The sequence below is a fragment of the Halalkalibacter sp. APA_J-10(15) genome, from assembly GCF_023017105.1.
Taxonomy (GTDB): domain Bacteria; phylum Bacillota; class Bacilli; order Bacillales; family Bacillaceae_D; genus Halalkalibacter.
This window is the reverse complement of record NZ_JALKEV010000026.1, coordinates 1-24,955: the sequence shown is the minus strand read 5'-3', so window position 1 is coordinate 24,955 and position 24,955 is coordinate 1. Positions and strand designations below refer to the sequence as shown.

General features: G+C 36.9%; 21 protein-coding genes and 3 pseudogenes. 19 read left to right on the top strand and 5 right to left on the bottom strand.

The genetic code is table 11. The features are described 5' to 3' along the window. Nucleotides 1-602: 602 nt before the first annotated feature. From MW695_RS21190 to MW695_RS21180, 3 genes and pseudogenes are all read left to right on the top strand, one after another. Nucleotides 603-1,331 carry a TnsA endonuclease N-terminal domain-containing protein gene (locus tag MW695_RS21190; protein WP_247107478.1) on the top strand — a complete coding sequence of 243 codons (729 nt, stop codon included), beginning with the start codon at nucleotides 603-605 and terminating at the stop codon, nucleotides 1,329-1,331. After that, a pseudogene (locus tag MW695_RS21185) lies at nucleotides 1,328-3,485 on the top strand (Mu transposase C-terminal domain-containing protein). Before MW695_RS21190 ends, MW695_RS21185 begins: the two are co-directional and overlap by 4 nt. Further along, nucleotides 3,460-5,154: an ATP-binding protein gene (locus MW695_RS21180; protein ID WP_247107477.1), complete on the top strand. Its 1,695-nt coding sequence runs from the start codon at nucleotides 3,460-3,462 to the stop codon at nucleotides 5,152-5,154. The pseudogene MW695_RS21185 and the gene MW695_RS21180 overlap by 26 nt, the downstream one beginning before the upstream one ends. Nucleotides 5,155-5,253: 99 nt before the next feature. On the opposite strand, the gene MW695_RS21175 is transcribed toward MW695_RS21180, so the two are convergent. Together MW695_RS21175 and MW695_RS21170 are read right to left on the bottom strand one after the other, a co-directional pair. Continuing rightward, on the bottom strand, nucleotides 5,254-8,202 hold the full coding sequence (locus MW695_RS21175; RefSeq protein ID WP_247107476.1) for a Tn3 family transposase: 2,949 nt from the start codon (nucleotides 8,200-8,202) through the stop codon (nucleotides 5,254-5,256). A 36-nt stretch (nucleotides 8,203-8,238) separates the two neighbouring features. Further along, nucleotides 8,239-8,790 (bottom strand): recombinase family protein, encoded by a 552-nt coding sequence (locus MW695_RS21170; RefSeq protein WP_247107475.1) that lies wholly within the window; start codon nucleotides 8,788-8,790, stop codon nucleotides 8,239-8,241. 490 nt (nucleotides 8,791-9,280) lie between these two features. Between MW695_RS21170 and MW695_RS21165 the strand changes: the two genes are divergently transcribed. The 11 genes and pseudogenes from MW695_RS21165 to MW695_RS21115 form a co-directional block, all read left to right on the top strand. Next, a complete protein-coding gene (locus MW695_RS21165) occupies nucleotides 9,281-9,595 on the top strand; it encodes a TetR/AcrR family transcriptional regulator (protein WP_247107474.1) in 315 nt (104 codons plus the stop codon). 29 nt (nucleotides 9,596-9,624) lie between these two features. Then, nucleotides 9,625-9,825 (top strand): hypothetical protein, encoded by a 201-nt coding sequence (locus MW695_RS21160; protein WP_483299876.1) that lies wholly within the window; start codon nucleotides 9,625-9,627, stop codon nucleotides 9,823-9,825. A gap of 103 nt (nucleotides 9,826-9,928) precedes the next feature. Further along, entirely contained in the window at nucleotides 9,929-10,507 is a 579-nt protein-coding gene (locus tag MW695_RS21155) for a TetR/AcrR family transcriptional regulator (RefSeq protein ID WP_247107472.1), read from the top strand. Between the two features lie 140 nt (nucleotides 10,508-10,647). Beyond that, a complete protein-coding gene (locus tag MW695_RS21150; protein WP_247107471.1) occupies nucleotides 10,648-11,427 on the top strand; it encodes an SDR family NAD(P)-dependent oxidoreductase in 780 nt (259 codons plus the stop codon). Between the two features lie 147 nt (nucleotides 11,428-11,574). Further along, complete coding sequence (locus tag MW695_RS21145) at nucleotides 11,575-12,315, top strand: SDR family oxidoreductase (RefSeq protein ID WP_247107470.1); 741 nt, start codon at nucleotides 11,575-11,577, stop codon at nucleotides 12,313-12,315. Nucleotides 12,316-12,406: 91 nt separating this feature from the next. Then, nucleotides 12,407-13,108, top strand: a complete 702-nt coding sequence (locus MW695_RS21140) for an SDR family oxidoreductase (protein ID WP_247107469.1) — start codon at nucleotides 12,407-12,409, stop codon at nucleotides 13,106-13,108. 35 nt (nucleotides 13,109-13,143) lie between these two features. Continuing rightward, entirely contained in the window at nucleotides 13,144-13,413 is a 270-nt protein-coding gene (locus MW695_RS21135) for a muconolactone Delta-isomerase family protein (protein WP_247107468.1), read from the top strand. A 322-nt stretch (nucleotides 13,414-13,735) separates the two neighbouring features. After that, nucleotides 13,736-14,728: an NADP-dependent oxidoreductase gene (locus MW695_RS21130; RefSeq protein WP_247107467.1), complete on the top strand. Its 993-nt coding sequence runs from the start codon at nucleotides 13,736-13,738 to the stop codon at nucleotides 14,726-14,728. A gap of 137 nt (nucleotides 14,729-14,865) precedes the next feature. Beyond that, nucleotides 14,866-16,539: a TnsD family transposase gene (locus MW695_RS21125; protein ID WP_247107466.1), complete on the top strand. Its 1,674-nt coding sequence runs from the start codon at nucleotides 14,866-14,868 to the stop codon at nucleotides 16,537-16,539. Beyond that, nucleotides 16,515-17,513 carry a Tn7-like element transposition protein TnsE gene (locus MW695_RS21120; protein ID WP_247107465.1) on the top strand — a complete coding sequence of 333 codons (999 nt, stop codon included), beginning with the start codon at nucleotides 16,515-16,517 and terminating at the stop codon, nucleotides 17,511-17,513. The genes MW695_RS21125 and MW695_RS21120 overlap by 25 nt, the downstream gene beginning before the upstream one ends. A 213-nt stretch (nucleotides 17,514-17,726) precedes the next feature. Beyond that, nucleotides 17,727-18,101, top strand: a pseudogene (locus MW695_RS21115) (TnsA endonuclease N-terminal domain-containing protein); the annotation flags it as partial. An 88-nt stretch (nucleotides 18,102-18,189) separates the two neighbouring features. Here MW695_RS21115 and MW695_RS21110 read toward each other — a convergent pair. Continuing rightward, nucleotides 18,190-19,113: a helix-turn-helix transcriptional regulator gene (locus tag MW695_RS21110; RefSeq protein WP_247107463.1), complete on the bottom strand. Its 924-nt coding sequence runs from the start codon at nucleotides 19,111-19,113 to the stop codon at nucleotides 18,190-18,192. Between the two features lie 123 nt (nucleotides 19,114-19,236). Between MW695_RS21110 and MW695_RS21105 the strand changes: the two genes are divergently transcribed. The 4 genes and pseudogenes from MW695_RS21105 to MW695_RS21090 form a co-directional block, all read left to right on the top strand. Then, entirely contained in the window at nucleotides 19,237-19,680 is a 444-nt protein-coding gene (locus MW695_RS21105) for a VOC family protein (protein ID WP_247107462.1), read from the top strand. Between the two features lie 499 nt (nucleotides 19,681-20,179). Further along, a complete protein-coding gene (locus MW695_RS21100) occupies nucleotides 20,180-20,611 on the top strand; it encodes a hypothetical protein (RefSeq protein ID WP_247107461.1) in 432 nt (143 codons plus the stop codon). Nucleotides 20,612-20,892: 281 nt separating this feature from the next. Then, nucleotides 20,893-21,732, top strand: a complete 840-nt coding sequence (locus tag MW695_RS21095; protein WP_247107460.1) for a TnsA endonuclease N-terminal domain-containing protein — start codon at nucleotides 20,893-20,895, stop codon at nucleotides 21,730-21,732. Continuing rightward, nucleotides 21,729-22,289 (top strand): annotated as a pseudogene (locus tag MW695_RS21090) (Mu transposase C-terminal domain-containing protein); the annotation flags it as partial. The gene MW695_RS21095 and the pseudogene MW695_RS21090, both read left to right, overlap by 4 nt. A 62-nt stretch (nucleotides 22,290-22,351) precedes the next feature. On the opposite strand, the gene MW695_RS21085 reads toward MW695_RS21090, so the two are convergent. Beyond that, the gene (locus tag MW695_RS21085; protein WP_247107458.1) at nucleotides 22,352-23,455 is read right to left on the bottom strand and encodes a transposase; all 1,104 of its coding nucleotides are present in this window, start codon (nucleotides 23,453-23,455) and stop codon (nucleotides 22,352-22,354) included. After that, nucleotides 23,448-23,912: a transposase family protein gene (locus tag MW695_RS21080; protein ID WP_247107457.1), complete on the bottom strand. Its 465-nt coding sequence runs from the start codon at nucleotides 23,910-23,912 to the stop codon at nucleotides 23,448-23,450. Before MW695_RS21080 ends, MW695_RS21085 begins: the two co-directional genes overlap by 8 nt. Nucleotides 23,913-24,130: 218 nt before the next feature. Here MW695_RS21080 and MW695_RS21075 point away from each other — a divergent pair, with 218 nt between their 5' ends. Next, on the top strand, nucleotides 24,131-24,655 hold the full coding sequence (locus MW695_RS21075; RefSeq protein ID WP_247107456.1) for an NAD(P)H-dependent oxidoreductase: 525 nt from the start codon (nucleotides 24,131-24,133) through the stop codon (nucleotides 24,653-24,655). Nucleotides 24,656-24,955: the final 300 nt, after the last annotated feature.

Below are 24,955 nucleotides of genomic sequence, written 5' to 3'. Positions count from 1 at the left end.
AAAAACAATCGATCAGCTACTGCCTTGGTCCGAAACTCTACCAGAGCATTGTTATGTGAAAACTGATAACTAGATTTTACTATAGTCCCCATCTTGGCCATAGGTGGGGACTATTTGACGCTTACTTCTTTCCTTTCTGAAACCACAGCGCATTCCCTCACGCTCTTTCCCCACGCTCTTTTTCCACGCCTTAAAGACGCTTTCCAGGCGTTTTTCTCGACTCTCTTCCTCATGCCTTTAAGACCTACAAACGTTGTCACAACAAGCCTTCAAGCACTCTTTTTCTCCGATCTTTTCAGGCGTTCTTTCTCATGTTTTCTCGAGCTTTCTTTCTTGCGGTGAAGGAGATATCTTCGGTTCTTTTTCGCTCTTTTTACACGATCTTTAAGGGAGTAGGAACACGCAAAATTTCCCTTCGATCTCTTCCACCGTTGTTTTTGTCGGGGGTTTTTCAACTCAAAACTATTTAGCATTTTCATAAGTTTTCATTCCATATTATGGGTGGGGAAAGGGCTGTTTTGGCTCAAAACATTATTACAGATTGGGTTGTGGAAAAGAGGGGGAAATGGGGGTTGAGCGTTGGAGGAGAGGGGGTTTGAGGGGTGGGGGATGAACTCAAAACAATAAGACAAAATGACAGTAGACAACATGAGTTTTTATCGGATTTGGAACGAAATTACTTTTATTTGACTGAATTTTCCGATGTTGTCTTAGATATTCGTGAACAATTTCCTTTATTACCACAAGAAGAGACGATTGTCATTGCGGAAGCGCTTGGAATAAAACACCCAGCTGATCCAAAAACAGGCGATCCAATTGTTATGACAACGGACTTTTTATTAACAGTTGATAAGGGAGAGGGTGTATTTGAAGTCGCTCATACTATCAAAATGAAAGACAAGCTATTAGAAGAACGTGTGTTAGAGAAATTCGAAATTGAACGTGAATACTGGGAGCGTAAAGGCATTAGTTGGGGTATTGTAACAGAGGAAGAAATTGATAAGATCGTGGCTAGAAATATTAGTTATATCCATGATTATTTTGATATTCGGAGCTATGATGTATATCGAGAAATGGCTAACCAACATATAGAGGATTTATCAATGTCTCTTATGAATCGTTTGTTGAATAGTTCACGAAGTATCCGAGAAATCACTAGTGAGTTTGATGCAGATACACACTTGCCTTTTGGAAGTGGTGTCACGTTGTTTTATCATTTGCTTGCTAAAAAAATAATGGTTACAGATATGTACAAGGCAATTGATTTAGAGCAATCAATTGATATTAAGTATATTGATGAAAGTAAATTGGAGAAGGTGAAATACGGATGATTTATATTAATCAGGTATTTCAATATGTAACAGATTCAAAAAGAATTCGGGTAATAGATATGGAAGAACCGCATGTCTATATAGTAAATATTGACACGAGCAGTGCTATGCCACGTAAAGAGCTATACTCTAGTCTAACCACAGATATCAAGCAAGGTGAACTGTTAGCGATTAGTGATCCTTATGCAAAAGTGATTTCCGAAGCTGATTTAACAGAAGTGCAGATTCGTAAGCGCGAAGAAGATTGGGGAAATATACAAAAATACTGTGTCCCCAATATGCCAGATTTGCTCCAAAAACAAGGAAGAGAAAGCAAGATTCGTGAAATCGTTCAAGAGAGCAACTTGGGCAAGACAAAGGTTAAAAAGCTACTAACTCGCTATTGGCAGCGTGGCATGACCAAAAACGCCATGTTACCTGACTACTCTAGTTCAGGTGGTAAAGGGAGAGCAAAAGCTCTAACAAATGCAAAGGTTGGTCGTCCTAGAAGAATAAATATAAATAATGAATATCAAACCGGTATTAACATTACAGAAGAAGTAAAGGTTCAAATTGAACACGTTATCAATAAGTACTACAGGAAAAAGAATAACTACTCTTTAAAAGATGTTTATAATTTTATGCTACGTGACTTCTATTCTGATCGCTATAAGGAAAGCGGTGAGCTGAAATACCGTCTTTGGGATGCTACCCGAACTCCCTCATATCATCAGTTTTACTATTGGTTTAAAAAGCTTGAAGACCCAAAAAAAGATATTCAGTTTCGTAAAAGTACGAAAGAGTATGAATTGAAGCATCGTCCGATTTTAAGTAATTCTAAATCAGAGACAAACGGTCCTGGAACTAGATTCCAGATTGACGCAACCATTGCAGACATTTATTTAGTTAGCTCGCTTGATGTAAATAAAGTAATTGGGCGACCGGTTATTTATGCAGTATTAGATGTGTATTCACGTATAATCACAGGTCTCTACGTTGGACTAGAAGGTCCATCATGGATTGGTGCCATGATGGCATTAGATAATATGGTTGCAGACAAAGTAGAATTTTGTAAGCAATATGGAATTGATATCACCCCTGAACAATGGCCAACACATCATTTGCCTGAAATTATTATTGCTGACCGAGGTGAGTTTGAAGGTTATTCGGTAGACAACTTAATTAACAATCTTAATATTAAAATTGAGAATACTACGGCTTACCGTGGAGATTTGAAAGGGATTGTTGAAAGGAGATTTCGTACGTTTAACGGGAAGATAAAGCAAAAAGCACCTGGAGCGATTCAAAAGGAATATCGGGAGCGTGGGGATCGAGATTATCGGCTGGATGCTACGTTGAATTTAAAGGAATTTACGGCTCTTATTATTACAATGGCGCTGCATCACAACCAAAAAGTCATTGAAAAATACCCAGTTGAAAAAGAAATGGTTGCAGAAGGATTAGTTCCAACGCCAATTAATTTATGGAATTGGGGGGATTCAAAATCGCTCAGGGAGGCTAAGAACAATTGATAAAAATATTCTTCGTCTGAATGTGCTACCACGTGGTAAGGGAACAATTTCAAGAGCTGGCATCAAGTTTAAAAATCTCTTATATGGATCTCAAAGAGCGATGGAAGAAAATTGGTATTTGAAGTTGAAAAATAGAAGTGTAGAAGTTGTTTATGATCCACGAAACGTTGAAAAAATCTATATTCCCCACGATGACGGAATGGGCTTTGAAACGTGTATTTTGTTAGAACCAAGTCAGCAACATAAAGGAGATTTCTTGGAGGAAATTGTCTTTCAACAACAACTTCGGAATGAACTAGAAGAAATAGAAAGTACAAATCAAATTCAACTTACGGTAAATACAGATGCGGCAATGGAAGAGATTATTATGAAAGCTGTAAAAAACAAAAAACAATCTTCCAATCAACCGACGAGTAAGAAAGCCAAAATAGCTTCTATTCGCCATAACAAGGATGTTGAAAAACTATTAAACCGTGAATCTGAAAAATTTGATTTATCAGCTGATAAGGTTAGTGAATCAGCCGAAGTAATCGACTTCGCTACAAAAGAGAAGTTTGATGAGACACCACAGAAGAAATCAACCTCACGCCTAATGCAAAAACTAAAGAAGAAGCGAGATGAGGAACTTGGGAAAAATAAATGACATGGTTGTCTTAAAGGGAGAATTTGAGAAAGGTGTCTATAAGGAACAGCTTTTAAGTGAATACACCAATAATCCTTTCATCGAAGCCCTTCCATCGATTTTCAGTGAGGATGAAGTGTTAGAGCGATTTATGGTGACCCCACGAATTAGTGAGCAAGATAAATTAAGTGAATCCAATATTCGTTATCACGTATTAAAACGTGTCAGGAACTTTATCCAGCCATTGCCGATTCATTTTGAGGTGGAACGTCGGTTGTCCACTTTGATTCGACGAGGTTATTTAGCACGAAATCCATTAGACACAACATTTCTAGAGCGTGTTCGAGTGTTACATGAGTTACGTGAAGAAGATGATCTTGCACATAAACATATCAAGGAGCGTTTAAATTATATTCGCTCTACAGCTGACAGCCTTTCAATTATAGGTATCTCTGGGATTGGTAAAACAACTGCAATTGAACGTTTACTGCTCATGTATCCACAAGTGATTAAACATGAAACTTATGAGGGACAACCTTTTAATCGAACACAAATTGTTTGGCTTAAAATCGATTGTCCATACGATGGAAGTTTATCGACGCTTTGTAAAAGCTTCTTTAAGGCGATTGATGATTTACTAGGTACGAGATATTTAGAAAAATACGGTTATTTGAATCGAGTCACATCGACAATGTTGTTGCACATGACATCACTGGCGAGTATGTATGGCATTGGTGTTTTAGTCATTGATGAAATCCAACACTTACTGCATTCAAAAAATGATCAGGAAGAAATGCTGAATTTTTTTGTAACACTGTCTAATACAGTGGGCATTCCCACGGTCTTAATTGGCACTTCTAAGGCACAAAAGCTATTTAAGGGGAACTTCAGGCAGGCTAGACGGGCTGCAAGTGATGGAGCTATTATTTGGGATCGTATGGTGGGGGATAGTGAAGAATGGGAGTTCTTCCTTGAAACGCTTTGGGAATTACAGTGCTTAAAGTCCTATTCCGAGCTTACAGAGAATACGAAAAAGACATTTTACTATGAGTGCCAAGGAATTACTGCTGTCGCTGTCAATTTGTTTATTCTAGCGCAAGAACGAGCGTTATTTGATGAGAATAATCCGGATGAAATCATCACACCACAAGTATTAAAAAAGACTGCCCAAGAAGATATGCAAACTATTCAACCAATGATGAACGCTATTCGAACGAACAATTTGGCAGACATGATGAAATATGAAGATATCATGATCAATCTGGATGAAGTCATGCTGAATCATAAGCGGAACACGGAAATAGCAGGACGTATTCAGGAGGAGTTTAAAGAGCGCCAAAATACAATTGAGTATAAACGACAAGACACGATTGGAAATTTAACTGTTGAAGTAGCTGCCCTTGGTATTTTCGATCGATTGAAAGATAAGGACATTAAAAAATTGGCACTAAAAATTGTGGAGGAAAATCCACTTGACACTGATTTTCACCAGTTTAAATCAAATGTGATTGAGCAGGCGATTGCGTTAAATCAACAAAAGAAAGATCAAAAGGCAAAGGCAAATGTGCAAAAGGCAGAGGTTCTGCCATTACTGAAGCTAAGAAACAGAGCACTGGACAAAAAGCAGCACCCTTATGAATTATTGAAGGCTAATGGATACATCAAAAATCCATTGGAGGAATTCTACTAGGGGTACCGCCAACATTTCGGAAATTTTGTACGCTAAGCATAATTCGACACAAAAAAAGCCAAATCCCTGTACGTTAAGGAATTTGGCTTATGTTATTGGTTAGTTTTTATTTAAGGGTCTTAGTGAATTAGCTGGTAATCTATTTGAATCAAATTTATATTCTCCAAGAAAATTAATATGTTCCCATCCTAAAGGTGAAATATGTGGAAGTAATTCTTCTTTAAGGATATTATTCTTCTTAAATTCTTTTGTCACTTCACTTAAATACACGGTATTCCATACGTTTATTGCATTGATTAATATATTTAATGCACTAGCTCTTTGTAGTTGATCTTGTATGCCACGCTCTCTGAATTCACCACGTTTACCAAAGAATAAAGCCCTAGCTAATCCATTCATGGCTTCTCCTTTATTCAGTCCACGATGTATCCTTCTTCTTAATGTTTCATTCGTAATATAATCAAGAATAAAGATGGTTTTTTCAATTCTCCCAATCTCTCGAAGAGCTGTGGCAATTTTGTTTTGTCTTGCATATGAACCTAGTTTCCCCATGATTAATGATCCAGAAACTCTTCCTTCTCGAATTGAATGTGCCAACCTTAGTACATCATCAAAATTCTCTTTAATAACGTTTGTGTTAATCTTGCCTCGAAGTATGCCTTTTATATTTAGAAAATCATTAGGAGAAGAAATGGTATATAATTTTGTGTCACTTATATCTCTTAGTCTTGGCGCAAAACGAAATCCTAACAAATGACTTAATCCGAAAACTTGATCTGTGTATCCGGCTGTATCAGTGTAATGCTCTTCAATTGTAAGCTCAGATTCATGATGTAATAATCCATCTATCACATGTACGGCATCCCGTGCATTTGTATTAATAACTTTTGCATAAAAGGAAGAAAACTGATCACTTGTAAAACGATAAATGGTTGTACCTTTCCCAGTTCCGTAATGCGGATTTGAATCTGCATGTAATGATGATACACCGACAGGAACACGCATACCATCAGAAGATGATGTTGTCCCATCTCCCCAATATGAAGCTAATGATAAACGGTGCTGATAATTTACTAGTGTAGCTTGAGCACGAGTCATAGCATCTTCATGTAATCTCCATTGCATAACATTGGCCATCTGGCGATATGAAATATCAGGAGTTGCTTCTGCCATTTTAGTTAATCCAATATTCGTACTCATCGCCATTAATGTAGCCATTACAATAGATTTTTCCTCACCTTTAGGTGGATGATTTGAAGAAGCATGAACAAATGACTCTTCAAATCCAGTCCATTCAGCAACTTCCATTAATAAATCAGTGAGTTTAACTCTTGGAAGCATATTATAAAGAGCTAAACTGAAATTTCTAGATTCTTCGGGAGTATCTGCTTGTAGTCTCTCAACATGTATCTTTTGTTTTTCAATGTTAATACTTTCAACTTTATCAATATTTTTCGAAATCCATTGAAGCTTAGTATTTAAAGTTCCACACCTTTCCTGTATATACTGTTCAAAACTTACATTAACAGCTATATTAGTCCCTTTAACCTTTGCTTTTCCCCAATCATCCTTTGAAACTAAATATTCTTCAAAATCCTTATGTAATCGACTACCCTCAACCCAAACATCACCAGAACGGATATAGTTTTTAAGTTCCGTTAAGGCAGCCATTTCATAATATTGACGATTTATGTTACCTTCATCATCAAAAACATGTTTTTGCCAACGTTTAGGAACAAAACTCAAAGATGAACCATCAGGGATTTTCCTTTTTCCAGAATCATTTAATTCGCGTATGGTATCTAATGCTTTCAATAAAGGCTCTGCTGATTTAGTAGATTTGAACTTTAAAGAATCCAACAGGCTTGGAGTATATTTCCTTAAATAGTTATATCGAGTTTTTATTAGATCGAGGTAATCATAATCCATTGGTCTTGATAATAATTTAGCTTCTTCAATCGATTCTACAATTTTCTCCCAAGGCATGACTTGCTCTAGTGCCACAAATGGGTCAATTCCTTGTTCTTTTGCTGTAATTAAAGCTGTCCCTATATCTGCATAGTGTACAACTTTTTCATTAACGGATTTGCCATTTTGTTTTTGCATTTCCTCTTGAGTTTTTCTGCCTTTTGCTTGTAACACCATCATTTGTCTATCATGAATTTCAATGGCGTGGTCAGTTAAGTCTTGAGACAGAGTTATTAAGTGGGCGACCAATAATGCATATCTTTTATCTTCTTTAAATCTTCTAAAAGAATGTGGTTCATATCTTGCCCCAATTCGTGCCAATTGTAAAAGTCTATTGGGGTGTATTAATGCCGTATCGACTGTAATATTCATTTCTTTAATGTACTGTAATCTTTGTATGACCTTTAAAAAAGAATCTGGTGACGACTGTCCGGGAATTTCCCGTAGCCAAGCTAATTGAGTTTTATTATTGTTTACCGTTAAATCAATCAACTTTTCTAGTCCACGCTTATGTTTTTTAGAAAGATTACTTGTTAGTATGGCATATATTTTTTTCTCTGCACGTGTTCTTGCTAACCAAACCATTCTCTCAATTGTTGGTATTGCAGGAAGGATTATTTTTTCCCTTCTTAATATATCGATTGCAGTACGTACTAGAAACATAGTATTTCCATTTTCCAATGCGGATTTTAAAAGAGCATTAGAAATCGTACGATAATCACTGTTATTAAAGTTTCTATATCCATATACTTGACGTATTTCTTCTAAATGCTCACGCCTAGTTGTATCACGTTGAGCATATGAAGAGTAAACATCTGGATCTACATTAATTTGATTAGCTACGTATTTAATAAGGTTATCGGGTATTTCTAACATATTAATTAAAGTACAACCAGGATTCCTAAGAATACATAATTGGAGGGCGAACCCTAATCGATTATGATCTCTTCTATGACGATTTATAACATCAATATCATAGTCCGATAGACTGTAAAAAGAAGTAAATTCAAATTCTGATAAATTAGTAAGGTTTAAAATTTCCTTTCGCTGTTCTGGTGTCAGCAGTTCTTTCACACTCAAGTTAAATCAATCCTTATAAATAATTTTTGTATGAACCTAATTTACTTTGTCTAAATATCTATACAGTGAGGTTTTGCTGATTCCCGTTGCTTCTGTTATTTGATTGATTGTATAATCCTTGCTTTTATACATTTTAATTGCCATTTCTACTTTATCTTTTTTCTTTGTAGGTCTACCACCTTTCCTTCCTCTGGATCTTGCTGCTTGAAGACCGGATTTTGTTCTTTCACTAATAATATCTCGTTCTAACTCTGCAATACTTGCCATTGTACGAAAAAAAAACTTACCCATTGCAGTTGAAGTGTCAATACTGTCATTAATAGAGACAAAATCTACTCCCAAATCATTGAATAATTCACTAAGTTCAATTAGATGTTTTGTAGAACGCGAAATACGATCAAGTTTATATACAACAATTTTGTCTCCACTGCGTAAGACTTTAAGAAGTTCTTCTAGTTGGGGTCTATCTTTTCTAGTTCCGGTCAATTTTTCTTTATAAATTTTTTCTACTCTAAATTTTGTAAGTACATCAATTTGCATATCTAAGTTTTGTTCCTCCGTACTTACACGTGCATAACCAAATATCATCATTCATCACCTGCAAAAGTTGTTTATAACCCTATATTAGCACCAAAAACGGTGTTAGATATTAAAAATATTACTTTGATTTTGGGAATGAGTTTTGGTTCTATGAATTAATACAAATAGGTTGTTTTTTGATAAAGTGATTATTAGTACCGTAAACGTCCGTTTTTGGAACTAATTCTAAGAGGAATATAAATTATTTATGAGGAAGAATATGTTGTGGGAGAACACGTTCAAATTATAGGCGTGGGATAACGTAACATCAGAAAAAAATCCAAATCGTAAATAACCAATTAACTGTAAGGTGAGATTTTTCTTGTGTAACTAACGGAGGTTTAACAAATATATTGATTATTTAATAATCCATCTTGAGTTTTTTATCTAGTAAATAAACACATCCTCCCGCTATACTTGACCAATCGTTCTAAAATGAGTTATAGTATTAATTGAATGATCGTTCTAAAAAAAGTTAAGTAATTAGAGGAAGGTTAATATGGCTAGAAATAGAAAATTCGATGAAAAAGTCGTCCTTAAAAAGGTGATGGAACTTTTTTGGAAACAAGGTTATGAAAAAACATCTATGCAAGAACTGGTTGACCATATGGGGATTCATCGAAAAAGTATCTATGATACTTTTGGAGACAAACGATCACTCTTTTCAGCTTCACTAACGTTTTATGAGGAGTTTGTCACTATTTCGTTTACCGACATTATTAGGCATTCTAGTTCAGTAAAACAGGCTATTCGTGAGATTTTTAACTTCGTTATTCAATCCGCTGATTCGGCTGCTTTCCAACTGGATGTCTAACAGTCAATTCAGCAGTTGAGTTATCCTTAATAGACCAAGACATTAATCATATGGTTACAAAGATGTTTAAAACTACTGAAATGATGTTTGAGAAAGTACTTTTAGATGGACAGAAGAATGGCGAATTAAAAGAAGAACTAGATCCACATATTACGTCAAAATTGTTGCATATTAACCTTGTTGGTTTACGAGTTATGGTTAAAACCAATTATACAAAAGAGAAGAAATAAGCCCAAACTATCGATTGAAACTAATTTTAAACATTTTTCTTTTTTTAGTAATACTTTACTGAACGTTCTAGTTATGTTAAATTGAAGTTAGGAGGTAAACTAGATGGCTAGAAGTAAAGAGTTTGAAGTGAGCGAAGTACTAGATAAAGCAATGAATCTTTTCTGGGAACTAGGCTATGAGAAGACATCAATGAGTGACCTTGTTGAGAAGATGGGCATTCACCGTAGAAGTATATATGATACATTTGGTGATAAACGTTCACTTTTTATACAGGCTATGGATCGTTATTGTAACAAAGTTGAAACAGCCCTTTCAAAAAAAATTATTACAAATACTGCAAGGGAAGCTATTGAGATTATTCTCCATTTTATGATTGTCGATGAGGAAGGAAAGCCTTCGGGCTGTTTAATAGTTAATTCATCGACAGAATTAGCTGCTCATGATTTAGACGTAGATACTAAATCTGTAGAATCTTTTATCACGACTGAGGAACTTTTTCAGAAGATTATTATTTGGGGACAGCAAAATGAAGAGTTTTCTAGTGATTTAGATGCAAAAGAAATGGCTGAATATCTGAACGCTCTTTCAATTGGTGTAAGAGTCATGGCAAGAACATCGATTTCAAAAGAAAAGTTAAATAACTTGGTGAATACTTCAATAAGACTGCTGAAAGGATACTAATTTTTTAACAAATTAGTATCAAATTGCATTTTTTTATTAATTTTAGAATGAGCGTTCTTGATAATGCTCTCATTCTTTGCACTCCTACTTCAACGTTATTTCAGTTGTGAAACTCAAATTATATATTAGGTGGAATGAAGATGAAAAAAACAGTTCTTATTACTGGAGCTTCAGGTGGAATTGGAAAAGAATTAGCTGATCGCTTTGCTAAAGATGGTAATAACATGATTCTTGTAGCAAGGAGCGAAGCGAAGCTAGTTAAATTGGCTAAAGAATATAGAGAGAAGTACGGAGTTCAAGTTAAGGTATTTGTGAAAGATGTATCGGTACCTGGAGTGGCTGAAGAAATAGCTGCTGATCTCAAAATTAATGGAATTACCGTCGACTACCTAGTTAATAATGCAGGTTTCGGCATGTACGGTTCATTTTTAGAAAGAGATTTGGATAAAGAAATGAATATGATTGATGTCAATATCAAAGCTTTGACAATTATGACGAAGATTTTTCTTCCAGATATAAAGCGGCGTCAAGGCGGTATAATGAATGTGGCATCTGTAGGATCTTTTTACCCTGGACCCCTAATGGCAGTATATTTTGCTACAAAAGCATACGTCCTTTCATTCACAGAGGCATTGGAAAATGAATTGTCCGATTCGGGTGTGACTGTGACGGCACTTTGCCCAGGTCCAACAGCAACTGGTTTTGTCGATCGTTCAGATGTAGGATCTTCCAAACTATATCAAAGCGGGGTTATGGAAGTAGGAGTTGTGGCAGATGAAGCATATCGTGATTTCTTACGTGGCAAGACACTCATCATCCCAGGTGCAATTCATCGGTTCATTACATCTTTACCTCGTCTTTTACCTCGTAAGATGATGACGGGTCAAATAAGAGCACGTACAGAACATGTAGATCGTTGATCTAGATCACTAGACAATGAGTAAATTGAGAGGGTAGGTTATAGGACTTATAAATATTTTTTTAGGATAACTAGAATCATTATTCTCTTAACGATGGGCAGAAGTGAAACTCAGGTTCATTTGCTATAAACTAAGGAGGTTAAGAAAATGAAATTAACTGGCAATACGATTTTTATCACAGGCGGCGGTTCTGGAATTGGACGAGGGCTAGCGGAGGCATTTCACAAACTTGGAAACAAAGTTATTATCTCTGGACGGAGCAAAGAGCGCTTAGAGGATACCATTCAAGCGAACCCTGGCATGTCTGCAGTGGAACTGAATATTCAAGACCCCGCAAGCGTAAACTCAGTTGCCCAGCACTTAATGAATGAATACCCAGATCTTAATGTATTGTTTAACAACGCCGGTGTATATACTCCTGAAGATCCGACCGGGTTGGTTGACGATGATACACTGGTTCAAACAGTTACCACCAATCTGCTTGGTCCAATTCGTATGGCGGCTGCATTGCAGGAACATCTGAAATCCAAAAAAGAAGCTTATATCATCAATACAACTTCAATACTCGGATTCGTACCCGTGGCTCAAGGGGCTGTATATTCTGCGACAAAAGCAGCGCTGCATTCCTATACACTCACCCAACGCTACATTTTAAAGGACACCTCGGTGAAAGTACTGGAGATTGCACCGCCATTGGTTCAAACACAAATGATTAATTACGATGCCAATGCGATGCCACTTACTGCATTCATTGAAGAAACGATGAAGGTACTTGGTACAGATACGAATGAAGTTCTGGTTGAGTCCGCGAAAATGTATCGTAACAATCCGGGTCCGAACGAGAACATTCTTGTAAATCAAGTTAACGATATGATGTCTGGTAAGTAATTTACTTGTGTGGTAAAGCACTCAGATGTAAAAAATGACTGCGTGCGCAAAAATTCAAGAACGATAATTCTAAAATAAGGGAGAAATAAAAATGAATATTTCAAAACAAGTTGCTATTGTCAGTGGTTCAAATCGTGGTTTAGGTAAACAATTGGCTCTTGAGCTTCTAGCAAGAGGAGCCAAAGTATACGCTGGAGCAAGAAACCCAGCATCAATCGACCTACCAGGTGCTATACCGCTGCAGCTCGATATTACTGATTCGAAATCCATCATGGCAGCGGCTGAGGTAGCTGGGGATGCAACCCTCCTGATTAACAATGCTGGTACCGCAACAGGTGCATCCCTTTTCGCAGGAGAACTGGAAGATATTCATGTTGAATTCAACACCAATGTTTTCGGTACAATTTCAATGGTTCGTGCTTTTGCACCAGTTATTGAAAAAAATGGAGGAGGCTCGATCCTAAATATTCTATCTGCATTATCTTGGTTCAATACCGGTGATTCAGGCGCGTATTCAGCAGCAAAATCTGCTCAGTGGGGAGTAACAAATGCATTACGCTTGGAGTTGGCCCCTAAAAACATTAAGGTTGCCGGATTGCATGTAGCGTTCATGGACACGGATTTGACAGCTGGTATCGAAGCACCTAAGGCTAGTCCAAAGGAAATCGCCAAGATCGCGATTGATGGAATCGAAACTGGCCTCTACGAAATTATTGCTGATGATACAAGCCGGAATCTACAACAAGGCCTTGCAGGGGGAGTCCCTTCCCTGTACCCACAATTGTTTCAATGAAATTTTCGATTAATTATGTTTAGGAGGGATTTAACTTGCGTTTTCTCGGTCATATTAAAATTGATCCATCAGCAACTGAGGAAGAAATTGCTGAATTGTTACCTGCGGAACAAACACGATTTGCTGAATTAGTGGAACAGGGTTTGATCAACACTTTTTACCTTTCCCACACTAGAGATGAGCATTGGTCTCTTTGTATTGCTGACAGCGATGACGAATTAAAAACGGCTTTGGAATCATTGCCGTTATATAAATACATGAAAATAGAATACACCCAACTAGTCGACGATGCGAACCAGGCATAAACAAAAGTAGTACCGAAACAGGTCTTTTAAAGTGTTAATTACAAATAAAGTTGTATCGGTTACAAAAAAGATGTACCGTTTACAATAAAGTTATACCGGTTGCAAAAAAGTTGCACCGTTTTAGTAAGGTAATTCTAAAAAAATATTGTTGTAGCAAGGCTTATGGAAACTTTTGATCAATCTTTTTTATAAAAACTAAATCTATCTCAAAACCAACCCCATCCATTTTGATCAAACTTTATTCCAAAGCTACAATTAACGAATAAAGAGAAATTAGATAAACAATTTTGATTATCGAAATTTAATAATGAGGTGTTTTATAATGAGAGCATTTGCAATAAAAGGATATAATGAATCCCCTACCTTTATTGAACGACCTATACCACTAGTTGGAAACAGCGAAGTTCTAGTTGAAGTTCATGCAGCAAGCATTAATCCACTTGATACAAAGGTGCGGAAGGGAGAACTAAAATTATTGTTAAAATACAATATGCCTTTGACGTTGGGAAATGATTTCAGTGGGATAATAACCAAAGTAGGAAAAGATGTAAATAAGTTTAAGGTAGGGGATGAAGTGTACGGTCGTCCTCGTGCGGAGAACATGGGGACATTTACGGAGTACTTTTCTGTTCATGAAGAAGATATTGCCTTGAAACCTAAAAATCTTACATTTGAAGAAGCTGCTTCAATTCCACTAGTTGGACTAACATCCTACCAAGCTCTTCATGACATATTGAGTATAAAAAAAGGGCAAAAAATCCTCATTCACGCTGGTTCTGGTGGAGTAGGAACATTTGCGATCCAATTAGCAAAAGAAATGGGGGCAATTGTTGCCACAACAGCTAGCGATGGTAGTGATTTAGTTAAGTCACTAGGAGCAGATAAAGTCATCAATTATAAGAAAGAGAATTTTGAAGAAATTATAAAGAATTATGATGCCATAATTGATAGTATCGGTGGAGTGACATTGGAAAAGTCTTTTCATTCTGTAAAAAAGGGAGGTAAAATCGTTTCTATCGCTGGAACTCCGAATGGTCGTTTCGCAAAAGAAATGGGACTTGGTCTAATTAAGAAAATAATTCTCTCATTAGCCAGTTCTAAAATAACGAAATTAGAAAAGAAACATGATATAGAATACACATTTCTTTTTATGCAACATAGTGGAAAGCAATTAAAGATTCTATCTGAACTACTTGAAACCGAGAAAATTAAACCGATTATAGATCGTGTTTTCGCTTTTGACAAAGCGAACGAAGCATTGGTATATTCAGAGAATGGAAAAGCTAAAGGGAAAATAATTCTCAAGCTAAAGTAAACTAAAAGGGGACGTTAGCTGTACAAGCTAAATTAAAAAGTCGATTCCTTAGCATTAGAGGAATACGACTTTTTTTTGCTCAGTTAGCGTACAAAATTTCCGAAATGTTGGCGGTACCCCTACTAGGAGGGAATCAGATGCTGCCGTTCTTTACTGATCCATATCCAGATGAATTGATTTATTCAGCAATAGCACGTTATCACTTTTACAGTGGAAATATTGATTACAAAGATACGTTGGAAGAAGTATTTCAAAGTCGTTCTGTGATACCAAGTGTAGAGACTGGTAGTCATTTTCATTCCTTGGCTGGACAGATGGGAAATCATTTTTCAGTAGAGAATTTACTAGCGAAACATACCATTTACCCGTTTTATGCCCCGTTCCTTTCCAAGCATCGACAGCAAGATATTATGCATGATGTCCAAGGTGATGGAAAGGGTCTTTATACACGGCTGGGCATGGTTGCCGGAGGTATTTGCAAGAGAGACGGTTTATACTATTGTTCACGATGTGCTCAATCTGATATTGATACATACGGTGAACCATACATACATAGGGAACACCAACTACAAGGTATAGACATATGTGCACATCATTATTTACAACTAAGAAAATATCCAGAGGATTTTACCAAGCAAAGTCGAATCAAGTTTATTCGCTTTGAGGCAAAAAGAATAGATTTTTCTATTTTACAGGAAGTGAAATTTTCTGATCATATTGATATTCAAGTTAAGCTAGCACAAATGGCATATCAATTATTGAATGTTGATATAAAAGCGTTCTCACGTGAGACAGTCTTTAAAAGGTACCGATTGCTCCTCAGAGAAAAGAATTTGCTTACTCCTTCAAATCGAATAAGGCAAAATGAGTTATTTGAAGCCTTCCAAGCAAAGTTTCCAAAAGAGTTTTTAGAAAAGCACGATTCGGGGCTAATTGAGGAAAATGGATACAATTGGTTAAAGGTATTAACCCGCAATGAAAAGCGCCATGTGCATCCTTTGCGCCATCTATTCTTTCTGTATTTTTTAGACAAAGATGTAGAGGAGTTTTTGCATGTTGGAGAAGATGAAGGTCCTTTTGGGAACGGTCTGTGGCCATGTTTAAATAAAGCTGCTGATCATTATAAGCAACTCGTTATCAACCATGTAGATATTACAAGGGATTTTAAATCAACCGCCCCCATTGGTACGTTTAAGTGTTCCTGTGGTTTCATTTATGCTAGAGAGGACCCTGATAAATCGAACGAAGATAAATGCCGTATTGGACGTGTAAAAGCGTTTGGGGATGTCTGGATGGACAAGTTACTAGTCATAGCAAAAAACGAGGATCTTAGCATAAGAGCAATGGCTGAAATGCTTGGAGTTGATTCTAAGACTGTGAAGAGGTATTTATTATCCATGGATAGGCAAAAAGAAGAGGTTGAAAGCATAGTCATTCCTCCAACGTTACAGCAGTACCGACAAAAATTACTTGAAGGGATACAACTATATCCTTATGATTCAAGAACACAAATTAGAGAACGTTTTCAAAAGGAATACACCTACTTATATCGCCACGATAAGGAATGGTTATTTAACCAGTTGCCCAACATTCGCGTGAAGGAAAAACCAAAAACAACTGTGGATTGGGAAGTTCGTGACCGTGAATACTGTTCCAAAGTCAAAAGGCTATATAAAGAACTCATCATGCTAGACAAGCCTGTTCGAATCACCGTTTCGATTGTTGGAAAACGCCTTGGAATCTTATCGAACTTAGAAAAACATCTCGATAAGCTGCGACAGCATTTGTGTATCAATTGGTGTGGCTGTTAACCAATCGTGATTTACGACAAGTATATGAAAATATTGCTTTCACGTGGTTACAGGAGCAGACGTTGAAATTTGAATGGAGACTTACACAACCGATTACAATAACTGTTCGTGTAAAGGAAAATAGAAGCACGTGGACGGTATTACAAATCGTTAATGTAAAAAATAAGCATATTCCATATGACAACATCTCCCTTTCACACCCAGAAATACAAGATAAAGTGAAGTCGAAAGAGGCAAAGAAATATACATATCGTACTTTAAATAAAACCGACAAGCAAGAAGGTTTTACATTAGATGAAGAAGTAGATGGATCTACAGATGCCTTTGATCTTGTGCAAATGAATCGGTTGAGACATGAATATACTTCAGTCCCAAACGTCAAACGGATAAAACGTGGCTTTTCAAAGCAGCGTATGGAAGAGGATGAAAACACCAAAAGATACTACGGCGTCAACGATTCCATTCGTTCTACAGCAGATGTCGGTGGACAACAACTTGAAAGAGGATTGGAACACCAAATGTTGCATGAGATCCAAGTTCAAGGGGAGCTGCAGGACTTTATAAATGTCCTAAAAATATTGGAGCAGTACTCAGAAGTAAAAGCAATTCAGACATTTATGGATGTGTTACCAGAGGGGTTAGGAGAGCGGAAGTTTACAAAGCTTAGTGACGGCGTTACAAAAAGACGTTATGTGATCGCTGAGGTATTTATGATGGATGGGGGACGGTTTAATATTATCGAGGTAGAACGTGAACGTCGTTCCCTATCTACACTTATTTTATCATCTCCTACCAAACAAGATTGGAGTACAATTTATAATCACTTGCTTATGAATCTTGTCAATGCTAGTGGCACTTGGGCTACTAAGTCATTAGCATACTTCAAAACTCAAGGAATTACCATAGCAAAAGCAAAACATAGTAGTAAAGGGATTCGAAATTGGGCTGGAATTTTATTTAGTAAATTCTTATAACACTGGAAGGGAGTAACGATATAACGGAAATTTGGGTTCCTGTTAAGAAAACGAAATAGTTAGAGTGGGGTCTTTGTGATCCCTCTTTTACTCATTAAGAATATGCTTTAACGGAATAGATGAGCAGAAAATGATCAAACTTTATTCCAAAGCTACACTTGAAGGGTTGTTTTTTTATTCTGACAAATTAACGTGGATTAATCATGGCCAATTATGAAAACTTATCACAAATATATAGCTGAAGTATACCATACTGGGGGTCTGAAATGGCTAAACATTCAAGAAGTATCCTCACTTGGCCGATCTACTCGCTTAAAGGGAAATAAAATTCCAAGGCAATATGAGTTTCTTTCAGATTTAGAACGAAATTACTTTTATTTATTTGAATATCCCGATTCAGTTGTTGATATCCGTGAACAATATCCACTTCTTCCAATTGAAGAAACGTTATTAATTGCTGATGAGCTAGGTATTAAGCATCCCAAGGACCCTAAGACGCAAGAACCTATTGTCATGACAACTGACTTTGTTGTTACAACCAAGGATAAGGAGAACACTGATGTAGCACGAACAATTAAGTATAAAAATTAAGGGCAAGGAGGTTTAGCGTCCACGATTCTGAACATATATATTGATGCTGCTTCGTTCCCCGATCGTCCCTTTGTTGTGAGTTCTTTCAGGCGTCCTTGTATTTTGTCAGCATATGCTCGAGCATGGTCTTGATCTTCGTTCTCCACTCGCCGGGTTCTTCTATTTCAGCGTCTTCGCCGAAGCTTGCAATCATCGGGATCAACCATTTTGATTCGTCCTGCGAGTTCAGTTTAAAGATGAGGGTAATTGAGCCATCCACATGATTCATTTTTTCACTATCAGGGAAAAAATCGAGTGCCAAGGCCAGAGAAGAAGACGAAAAGCGCACCCTAACTTCAACCGGTGTGGTCGCCGGTTCGGGGCGGCTGTACTTTTCCCGCATTTGTGCGGGCATTGCATGTTGTTGATGGAATGTTTCTGGAAAGGCCTGCAAATTTGCCATGCGCGATAGCCTGAATTCCCGGTATGCTTCTCGAAACCTGCAATAACCGTACAGATACCAAGTATGGTTTCTGTACATCAAACATACTGGTTCGACGTTACGAACCATTCTTTCTCCTTTCAGGTTAATATATTCCATACTGATTACTTTGTGCGATTTGATGGCCGATTTAATCAGACGCAGTGAATGTTTGGCTATCCACCGACTCTCAAAATCAAAAATGATGTCGTTTTCCGTTCCATCCCCGCGAATCGTTTGCAACTTGCGGAGGGTGTCCGACGTTTGTTCGTCTGCGAACACGTTGGACAGGCTGCCCAGCATCGCTAAGAGCGTTTCGACATCGTATGTGCTCAGCAAATTCTTGTCCAATTTATACGTATCCATAATCCCGTACCCGCCATTTACCCCATGATAGGAAACGACTGGGATACCCGTTGCGCAGATCGTATCAATGTCCCGGTATATCGTCCGCTGCGACACCTGGTATTTTTCTGCCAATTCCGAAGCAGAAATCACCTCATGATTCAATAACGTGTAGATCATGGATAACATTCGCTCGATCTTCACTTGTGTTCTCCCCTTCCGATCACTCCAAATTATTATACCATTTTTTTGAACACTGACATACAGCTGTCAGCTTTCGCCCCTTATACTTAACTTGAACTGGACAGAAATCGAGGAGGAACGAGTATGAGTACGAAACAAGTGTTACGAGGATTTGCGACCATCAGTTATTGGGCGAATGATGTGGAAGAGGCGAAGACATGGTACACACGACTGCTGGGTATAGAACCTTATTTCGAACGTTACGGGGAAGATAGCAAATTGGCTTATGCCGAATTCAGAATCGGCGATTACAAGCACGAATTAGGACTCATTGACCGTCAATATTCTCCGAATGCTGCGACATCAGATCCAGGAGGTGCTGTTATGTTCTGGCACGTCGACGACATTGAATCCACACTCCAGAAGCTTCTATCTATGGGGGCTAAAGAGTATGAACCAATGGTGCGCCGGGAGGCCGGATTCATTACGGCATCTGTGTTAGATCCATTTGGGAATGTTCTGGGGATCATGTACAATCCGCACTATTTGGAGATTTTGAATTCCCGAACTAAGGGTATTGGTGATTGATAAATTAGTGCAAGCACACACTCGACAGAAATGGCGTAGTGGCTAAATGCCTTTCACCTTCTTCACGGATATACCTATGCGATTGAACAGTCCTTGGTAAAATTTGTTCTTTTCGACAGGAATTTGGCAAAGAAGTTGTACTGGATAGAGCAGGAGGAAAATCTGGATGTGTTGCAGGATCTTGACCTACATCTAAAGCGGATCAGAGAAAGTGATAAAAAATATGTATTGGACTAAGGAAGATATTGATAAAAATGAATTTCAATACAAGGATTTGGCAAAACGCGGTCAATCACTTCCAAAGTTGATGAAGAAGGCCAGGCGCTGAACCACCTTGTGGAAATAATCATTAGAATTGCATGATGTATACGACATTATTGATGAATTAGAAGAGTAACTTAAAATCATAAAATAATCACAAAGAGAGTAAGCCGACTCCTAAATGATTGGAGGGGTTTTTAGAGAAAAGAGTTTACATAAAAGAAAGGGATGTTCATAAATGAAAAAAACAGTAGCTTTAAAAATGGGTGTTAAAGAAAATACAAAAGCATTCTTTAAAAATGCGGATATTGAAGCAATAGAAAATATTGGATTACCACCTCTTGATATATCAATAGAATTAAATGGAAGATTTGACTATATACATCTATTCACTGAAAATCAAGCGGAATTTAACGAGCATTTTCCCAAACTGAAGCTCTACTTAAAGCCTAGTGGAATGTTATGGGTTTCTTGGCCAAAAGGTGGCAAATTAGGAACAGATCTAAATATGAAAACTGTTATCAGATTAGGTTATGATTTTGGTCTTGTTGAAAGTAAATGCTTGAGCATCAATGGTATTTGGTCTGGATTAAAATTTACTTATCCCAAAGAAGGGAAAGTATATAATAATAGTTATGGGAAATTAAAAATTTCTTATAAAAACAGATAAAAACACAATTAAATGATGGAGAGCCAAAAACATCTTGGATTTTGATCAAACTTTGTTATAAAAAATGTGTAATGTCTCATAAAGTGAACGGCTGTTTTGATCAATCTTTTTTTAAAATGAATTTTATTAGATTGACGTTAACATAGACATTTCAGAAGTATTTTTGGTCAAACTTTATTTCAAAGCTACACAAATTGTAGGTTTGAAATAAAGTTGCACCGTTTATAAAAAAGTTGCACCGTTTTACCCCTTTGGATATGATTATCTAAAGGGGTGTTTTTATGTCAAAAAGAAAAAGAACATCTGAGATTGAACAGTGGATTAAACAAGGTCGAGGGACCGGTATTGGAGTAGAATATAAACCTTGGTTGAAGATTCAAGATGTATCTTCAAAGGGTCGTTCCACTCGTTTAAAAGGAATAAAAACAAACAGACAGCATGAATTTCTGTCAGATTTGGAGAGAAATTACTTTTATATAACTGAATATTCAAACCAAATTGTTGATATCCGAGAACAATTTCCTTTATTACCATTAGAAGAAACCATTGTTATTGCGGATGAGTTAGGTATTAAACATCCTACTGATCCTAAAACTGGTGATCCTATTGTGATGACAACGGATTTTTTATTAACAGCTGATAAAGGGAAAGGTGTGTTTGAAGTAGCTCGTACAATCAAAATGAAGGATGAATTACTGAAGGAACGTGTACTTGAAAAATTTGAGATTGAAAGAGAGTATTGGCAACGGAAGGATATAGATTGGACCATTGTTACAGAGGAAGAGATATCTAAAACAATGGCACGAAACATTGGCTACATTCATGATTATTATGACATTCGAGATTATGATATATTCCAGGAAATGAGTTCACCGCATATTGAAGATTTATCCTTATCTTTAATGCAAAGGCTACTAAATAACAAACAAAATATCCGTACAATTACGAATGAATTTGATACCGATACCCATTTACCTTTTGGGAGTGGTGTAACACTCTTTTATCATTTGCTTGCTCAAAAAATCATCGTTATTGACATGCTTAAACCGTTAAATTTAGAGCAACAAATTGATATCAAATCCATTGATGAAAGCAAACTGAAAAAGGTGAAATACGGATGATTTATATTAATCAAGTGCTTCAATATACTGCCGATTCTAAGCGAATACGTATTATCGAAATGGAAGAACCGCATGTTTTTATTGTAAATATTGATGCGACAAGTTCGATGCCTAAGAAAGAAATATATTCAAACCTAGCAACGGAAATTCAGCAAAGTGAACTAATCGTTGTTAGTGATCCATATGCAAAAGTTGTTTCAGATATTGATTTAACAGAAGTACAAATCCGTAAACGTGAAGAAGACTTGGAAATCATTCAACAACATTGTTTGCAACGCATGGAGATGCTTCTTCAAAAGCAAGGTAGAGAAAAGAAAATTCGAGAGATTGCAGAAAAAACTAATCTAAGTCCATTTAAGATCAAAAAGTTATTAAGCCGTTATTGGCAGCGAGGTATGACCAAGAATGCTTTATTACCCGATTACTCAAATTCTGGAGGCAAAGGGAAAGCAAAAGATTTAACAAAAGAAAAAGTAGGTCGCCCTAGAAAAGTGAAAATAGCCAATGGATATCAGGTTGGTATTAATATTACTGATGAAGTGAAAGTGCAATTTGAGGGCTCTTACGCAATTTTGGTGAAAACCTACGAATTCTTCATTGAATGCATGGATTAATTTTTTTACAGTCTATAAAGAATTCGCTTTTTTAAGAGAGTTAAACTTGCGCGTCCATATAACAATCGCTTTATGGTTTTTAAACGATTAATATTCCCTTCCAAAATAGCATTACTGTAGGTATAAGTTAAGGCTGTTCGGATAGAATTCTTTTCTTCCCGTAGTTTTACTATAAATAAAACAATGTCCTTTAGCTTATAGTTCTTCTCCATCGAAAGTAAATAATTAAATATATTTACATCTTTTGTAGTGATCATATCTCGAAATAGCTGTACGAAACCATAAAGTTCTTTTGTCCTCGGAAAACGTGCAAGGACCTGATTAAGCGTTTCTCTTTTGGATGATTTTAACTCTATAAGTGGCTTCCAAAAAAGCGACCTCACATGCTTTCTTGTTATGATATTTTCCTCATCTGCTGCACGCTTTCTGTCTCTTCGTAAGTCTTGAACACGAGTACGAATAGCGGAATAACTTCCCTTATATCCTTTGTTTCGTAAGGTCTCTTCTATGCCTTTAACAGTATATCCAAGACTGACGAGCTCCTTTAAATCGTCTATATATGGATCAATAGAAGAAGGACGATATCCACGTTGAGTATTTGGTGGTTCTTTCATGTCGATATACTTAGTGACCGTTCTTCGGCTGAGGTGAAACATACGGGCAATTCGCTGGATGGGTAACCCCTTTTTACGTATTGATTGTACCTGTTGGGCCAATTCCCATTTCTTCTGTTCATTGTGTTCCCGTTTCCTTTCTTGCTTCGTAAGAATAGACGTTGCTGAACTTTCCATAGGCTGAGAAGAAACATGGTTTGTTCTCATTTTCGCAGGCAATTCCTTAGATAGGACTCTATCTAGTAAGAAACCTAAATTGTGAACAAGGTGAAAGCGGTCGCTTATTTGAATGATGGAGTCATTAGCCCGTTCAATAGCCAGTCGAAATGTACGTGATCGGTCACGACTAACCATAAGAGTAGAAGGATGTTCAGTGAACCATTTTCTCACCGTTTCTTCCTCTCGGTTTTCTAATAAATCAACAGGTTCATGTGTTTTTAAGTCACATAATAAAGTGCCATAATGATGACCTTTCCTCCAAGCGAAGTCATCCAATCCGACGAAAGGGAGAAGGCGACTTCACCACCTCTTTACGATAGATTAAAGATAATAATGCATCATGACTGACAGACATACAGAGATTCTGACAGACCTTTTCAGCTTGGAGACAACTCATTGAAAAAGCAAGTTGCGTTAACTTTTCTTCTAAGCGCTTGGTTTTTCTACGATAAGCTTCTAGCCAAGGTAAACGTTCCGTAAATATACGAGCAGAACAGTCAGGCTGATCGCAAAACCATTTGTTTGAACATAGAAGGATATGAACTTCCTTATCGTCTAATGGTACATCCTTTAGAATACGTGTATAGTGGCTATGCTTACGCGTTGATAAGGTAGAACACTTAGGACAACCTGCATTTTTTGATAATAATTTCATAACAAAAGAGAATTGCCCTTCCCCCTTCTGCTGATGTAGCAATTGAAGGTTATAAGTAGACTCGTCTGCTAAAATCATTTTATAATCACCCCTTATAGGTCTTTACCCATAAGGGAAACTTAGAAACAAAATCACCAAAATTGCGTAAGAGCCCATTTTTCTTGACGGTCACATCTCTCGAATATATAAACAAAGAAACAGTATTTAATTTATGGAAATTGCTATTTTGAGATTAGATCAATTCATTATCGGAGATGCAAGAATAACTAATCAGGGAAGAAAGGATAATCAGTCAAATGAAAATATTAGTTATCGTTATTCACCCTAATTTGGAAACGTCTGTTGTCAACAAAACCTGGATGAATCGTTTAAAGCAAGAGAATGACATTACGGTTCATGATCTGTACGGTAAATACCCTAATTTCACCATTGATGTAGAAAAAGAGCAGCAGCTTCTGTTAGATCATGAGCGTATCGTTTTTCAGTTCCCAATATATTGGTACAGCAGTCCCGCATTACTCAAACAATGGGAAGATGATGTGTTAACACATGGCTGGGCTTATGGAACTGGAGGAACAAAATTGCATGGAAAAGAATTACTTTTAGCTATCTCCATAGGCGCACAGGAATCTGATTATCAAGCTGGCGGAGACTATAATGTTACGATCAGCGAACTCACCCGACCTTTTCAAGCCACTGCTAACTATACAGGCATGCGTTTTCTTCCTACGTTTAAGCAATATGGGGCACTTAACCTTTCAAAAGAAGATGTTAAGAAAAGTGCGGAGAAATTGGTTGACTATCTTAAAGCGGAGCATTGATCCGATATTCGCAAGGGAAGCTGAAACAAATAATATGAGCTTTCCATGTGCTTATACCTGACGATTGAGACTTTATGTTAATCTAACCGAGTGCTTTTCTTTAATAAAATTATTACGTAATCGGATGCAATTGTGGAGCAACATACATAGGAAATGATCAAACTTTTTTATAAAAGACGAATTGTAATATTAAGTGCGACACCTAAAAAGAAAAACAAAAAGCCCATGAATCTTCGTGTAAAATGAAGTTACCACACAACCCTTACACGGAGGTTTATCATGAGCTATTCCCATCTTACC

What these genes read in the sequence shown, in the direction of transcription:
- MW695_RS21180 (WP_247107477.1), top strand. Translation starts at nt 3,460, where the DNA reads ATGAGGAACTTGGGAAAAATAAATGACATGGTTGTCTTAAAGGGAGAA.
- MW695_RS21170 (WP_247107475.1), bottom strand. Translation starts at nt 8,790, where the DNA reads ATGATATTTGGTTATGCACGTGTAAGTACGGAGGAACAAAACTTAGAT.
- MW695_RS21165 (WP_247107474.1), top strand. Translation starts at nt 9,281, where the DNA reads ATGGCTAGAAATAGAAAATTCGATGAAAAAGTCGTCCTTAAAAAGGTG.
- MW695_RS21155 (WP_247107472.1), top strand. Translation starts at nt 9,929, where the DNA reads ATGGCTAGAAGTAAAGAGTTTGAAGTGAGCGAAGTACTAGATAAAGCA.
- MW695_RS21150 (WP_247107471.1), top strand. Translation starts at nt 10,648, where the DNA reads ATGAAAAAAACAGTTCTTATTACTGGAGCTTCAGGTGGAATTGGAAAA.
- MW695_RS21145 (WP_247107470.1), top strand. Translation starts at nt 11,575, where the DNA reads ATGAAATTAACTGGCAATACGATTTTTATCACAGGCGGCGGTTCTGGA.
- MW695_RS21140 (WP_247107469.1), top strand. Translation starts at nt 12,407, where the DNA reads ATGAATATTTCAAAACAAGTTGCTATTGTCAGTGGTTCAAATCGTGGT.
- MW695_RS21130 (WP_247107467.1), top strand. Translation starts at nt 13,736, where the DNA reads ATGAGAGCATTTGCAATAAAAGGATATAATGAATCCCCTACCTTTATT.
- MW695_RS21125 (WP_247107466.1), top strand. Translation starts at nt 14,866, where the DNA reads ATGCTGCCGTTCTTTACTGATCCATATCCAGATGAATTGATTTATTCA.
- MW695_RS21105 (WP_247107462.1), top strand. Translation starts at nt 19,237, where the DNA reads ATGAGTACGAAACAAGTGTTACGAGGATTTGCGACCATCAGTTATTGG.
- MW695_RS21100 (WP_247107461.1), top strand. Translation starts at nt 20,180, where the DNA reads ATGAAAAAAACAGTAGCTTTAAAAATGGGTGTTAAAGAAAATACAAAA.
- MW695_RS21095 (WP_247107460.1), top strand. Translation starts at nt 20,893, where the DNA reads ATGTCAAAAAGAAAAAGAACATCTGAGATTGAACAGTGGATTAAACAA.
- MW695_RS21080 (WP_247107457.1), bottom strand. Translation starts at nt 23,912, where the DNA reads ATGATTTTAGCAGACGAGTCTACTTATAACCTTCAATTGCTACATCAG.
- MW695_RS21075 (WP_247107456.1), top strand. Translation starts at nt 24,131, where the DNA reads ATGAAAATATTAGTTATCGTTATTCACCCTAATTTGGAAACGTCTGTT.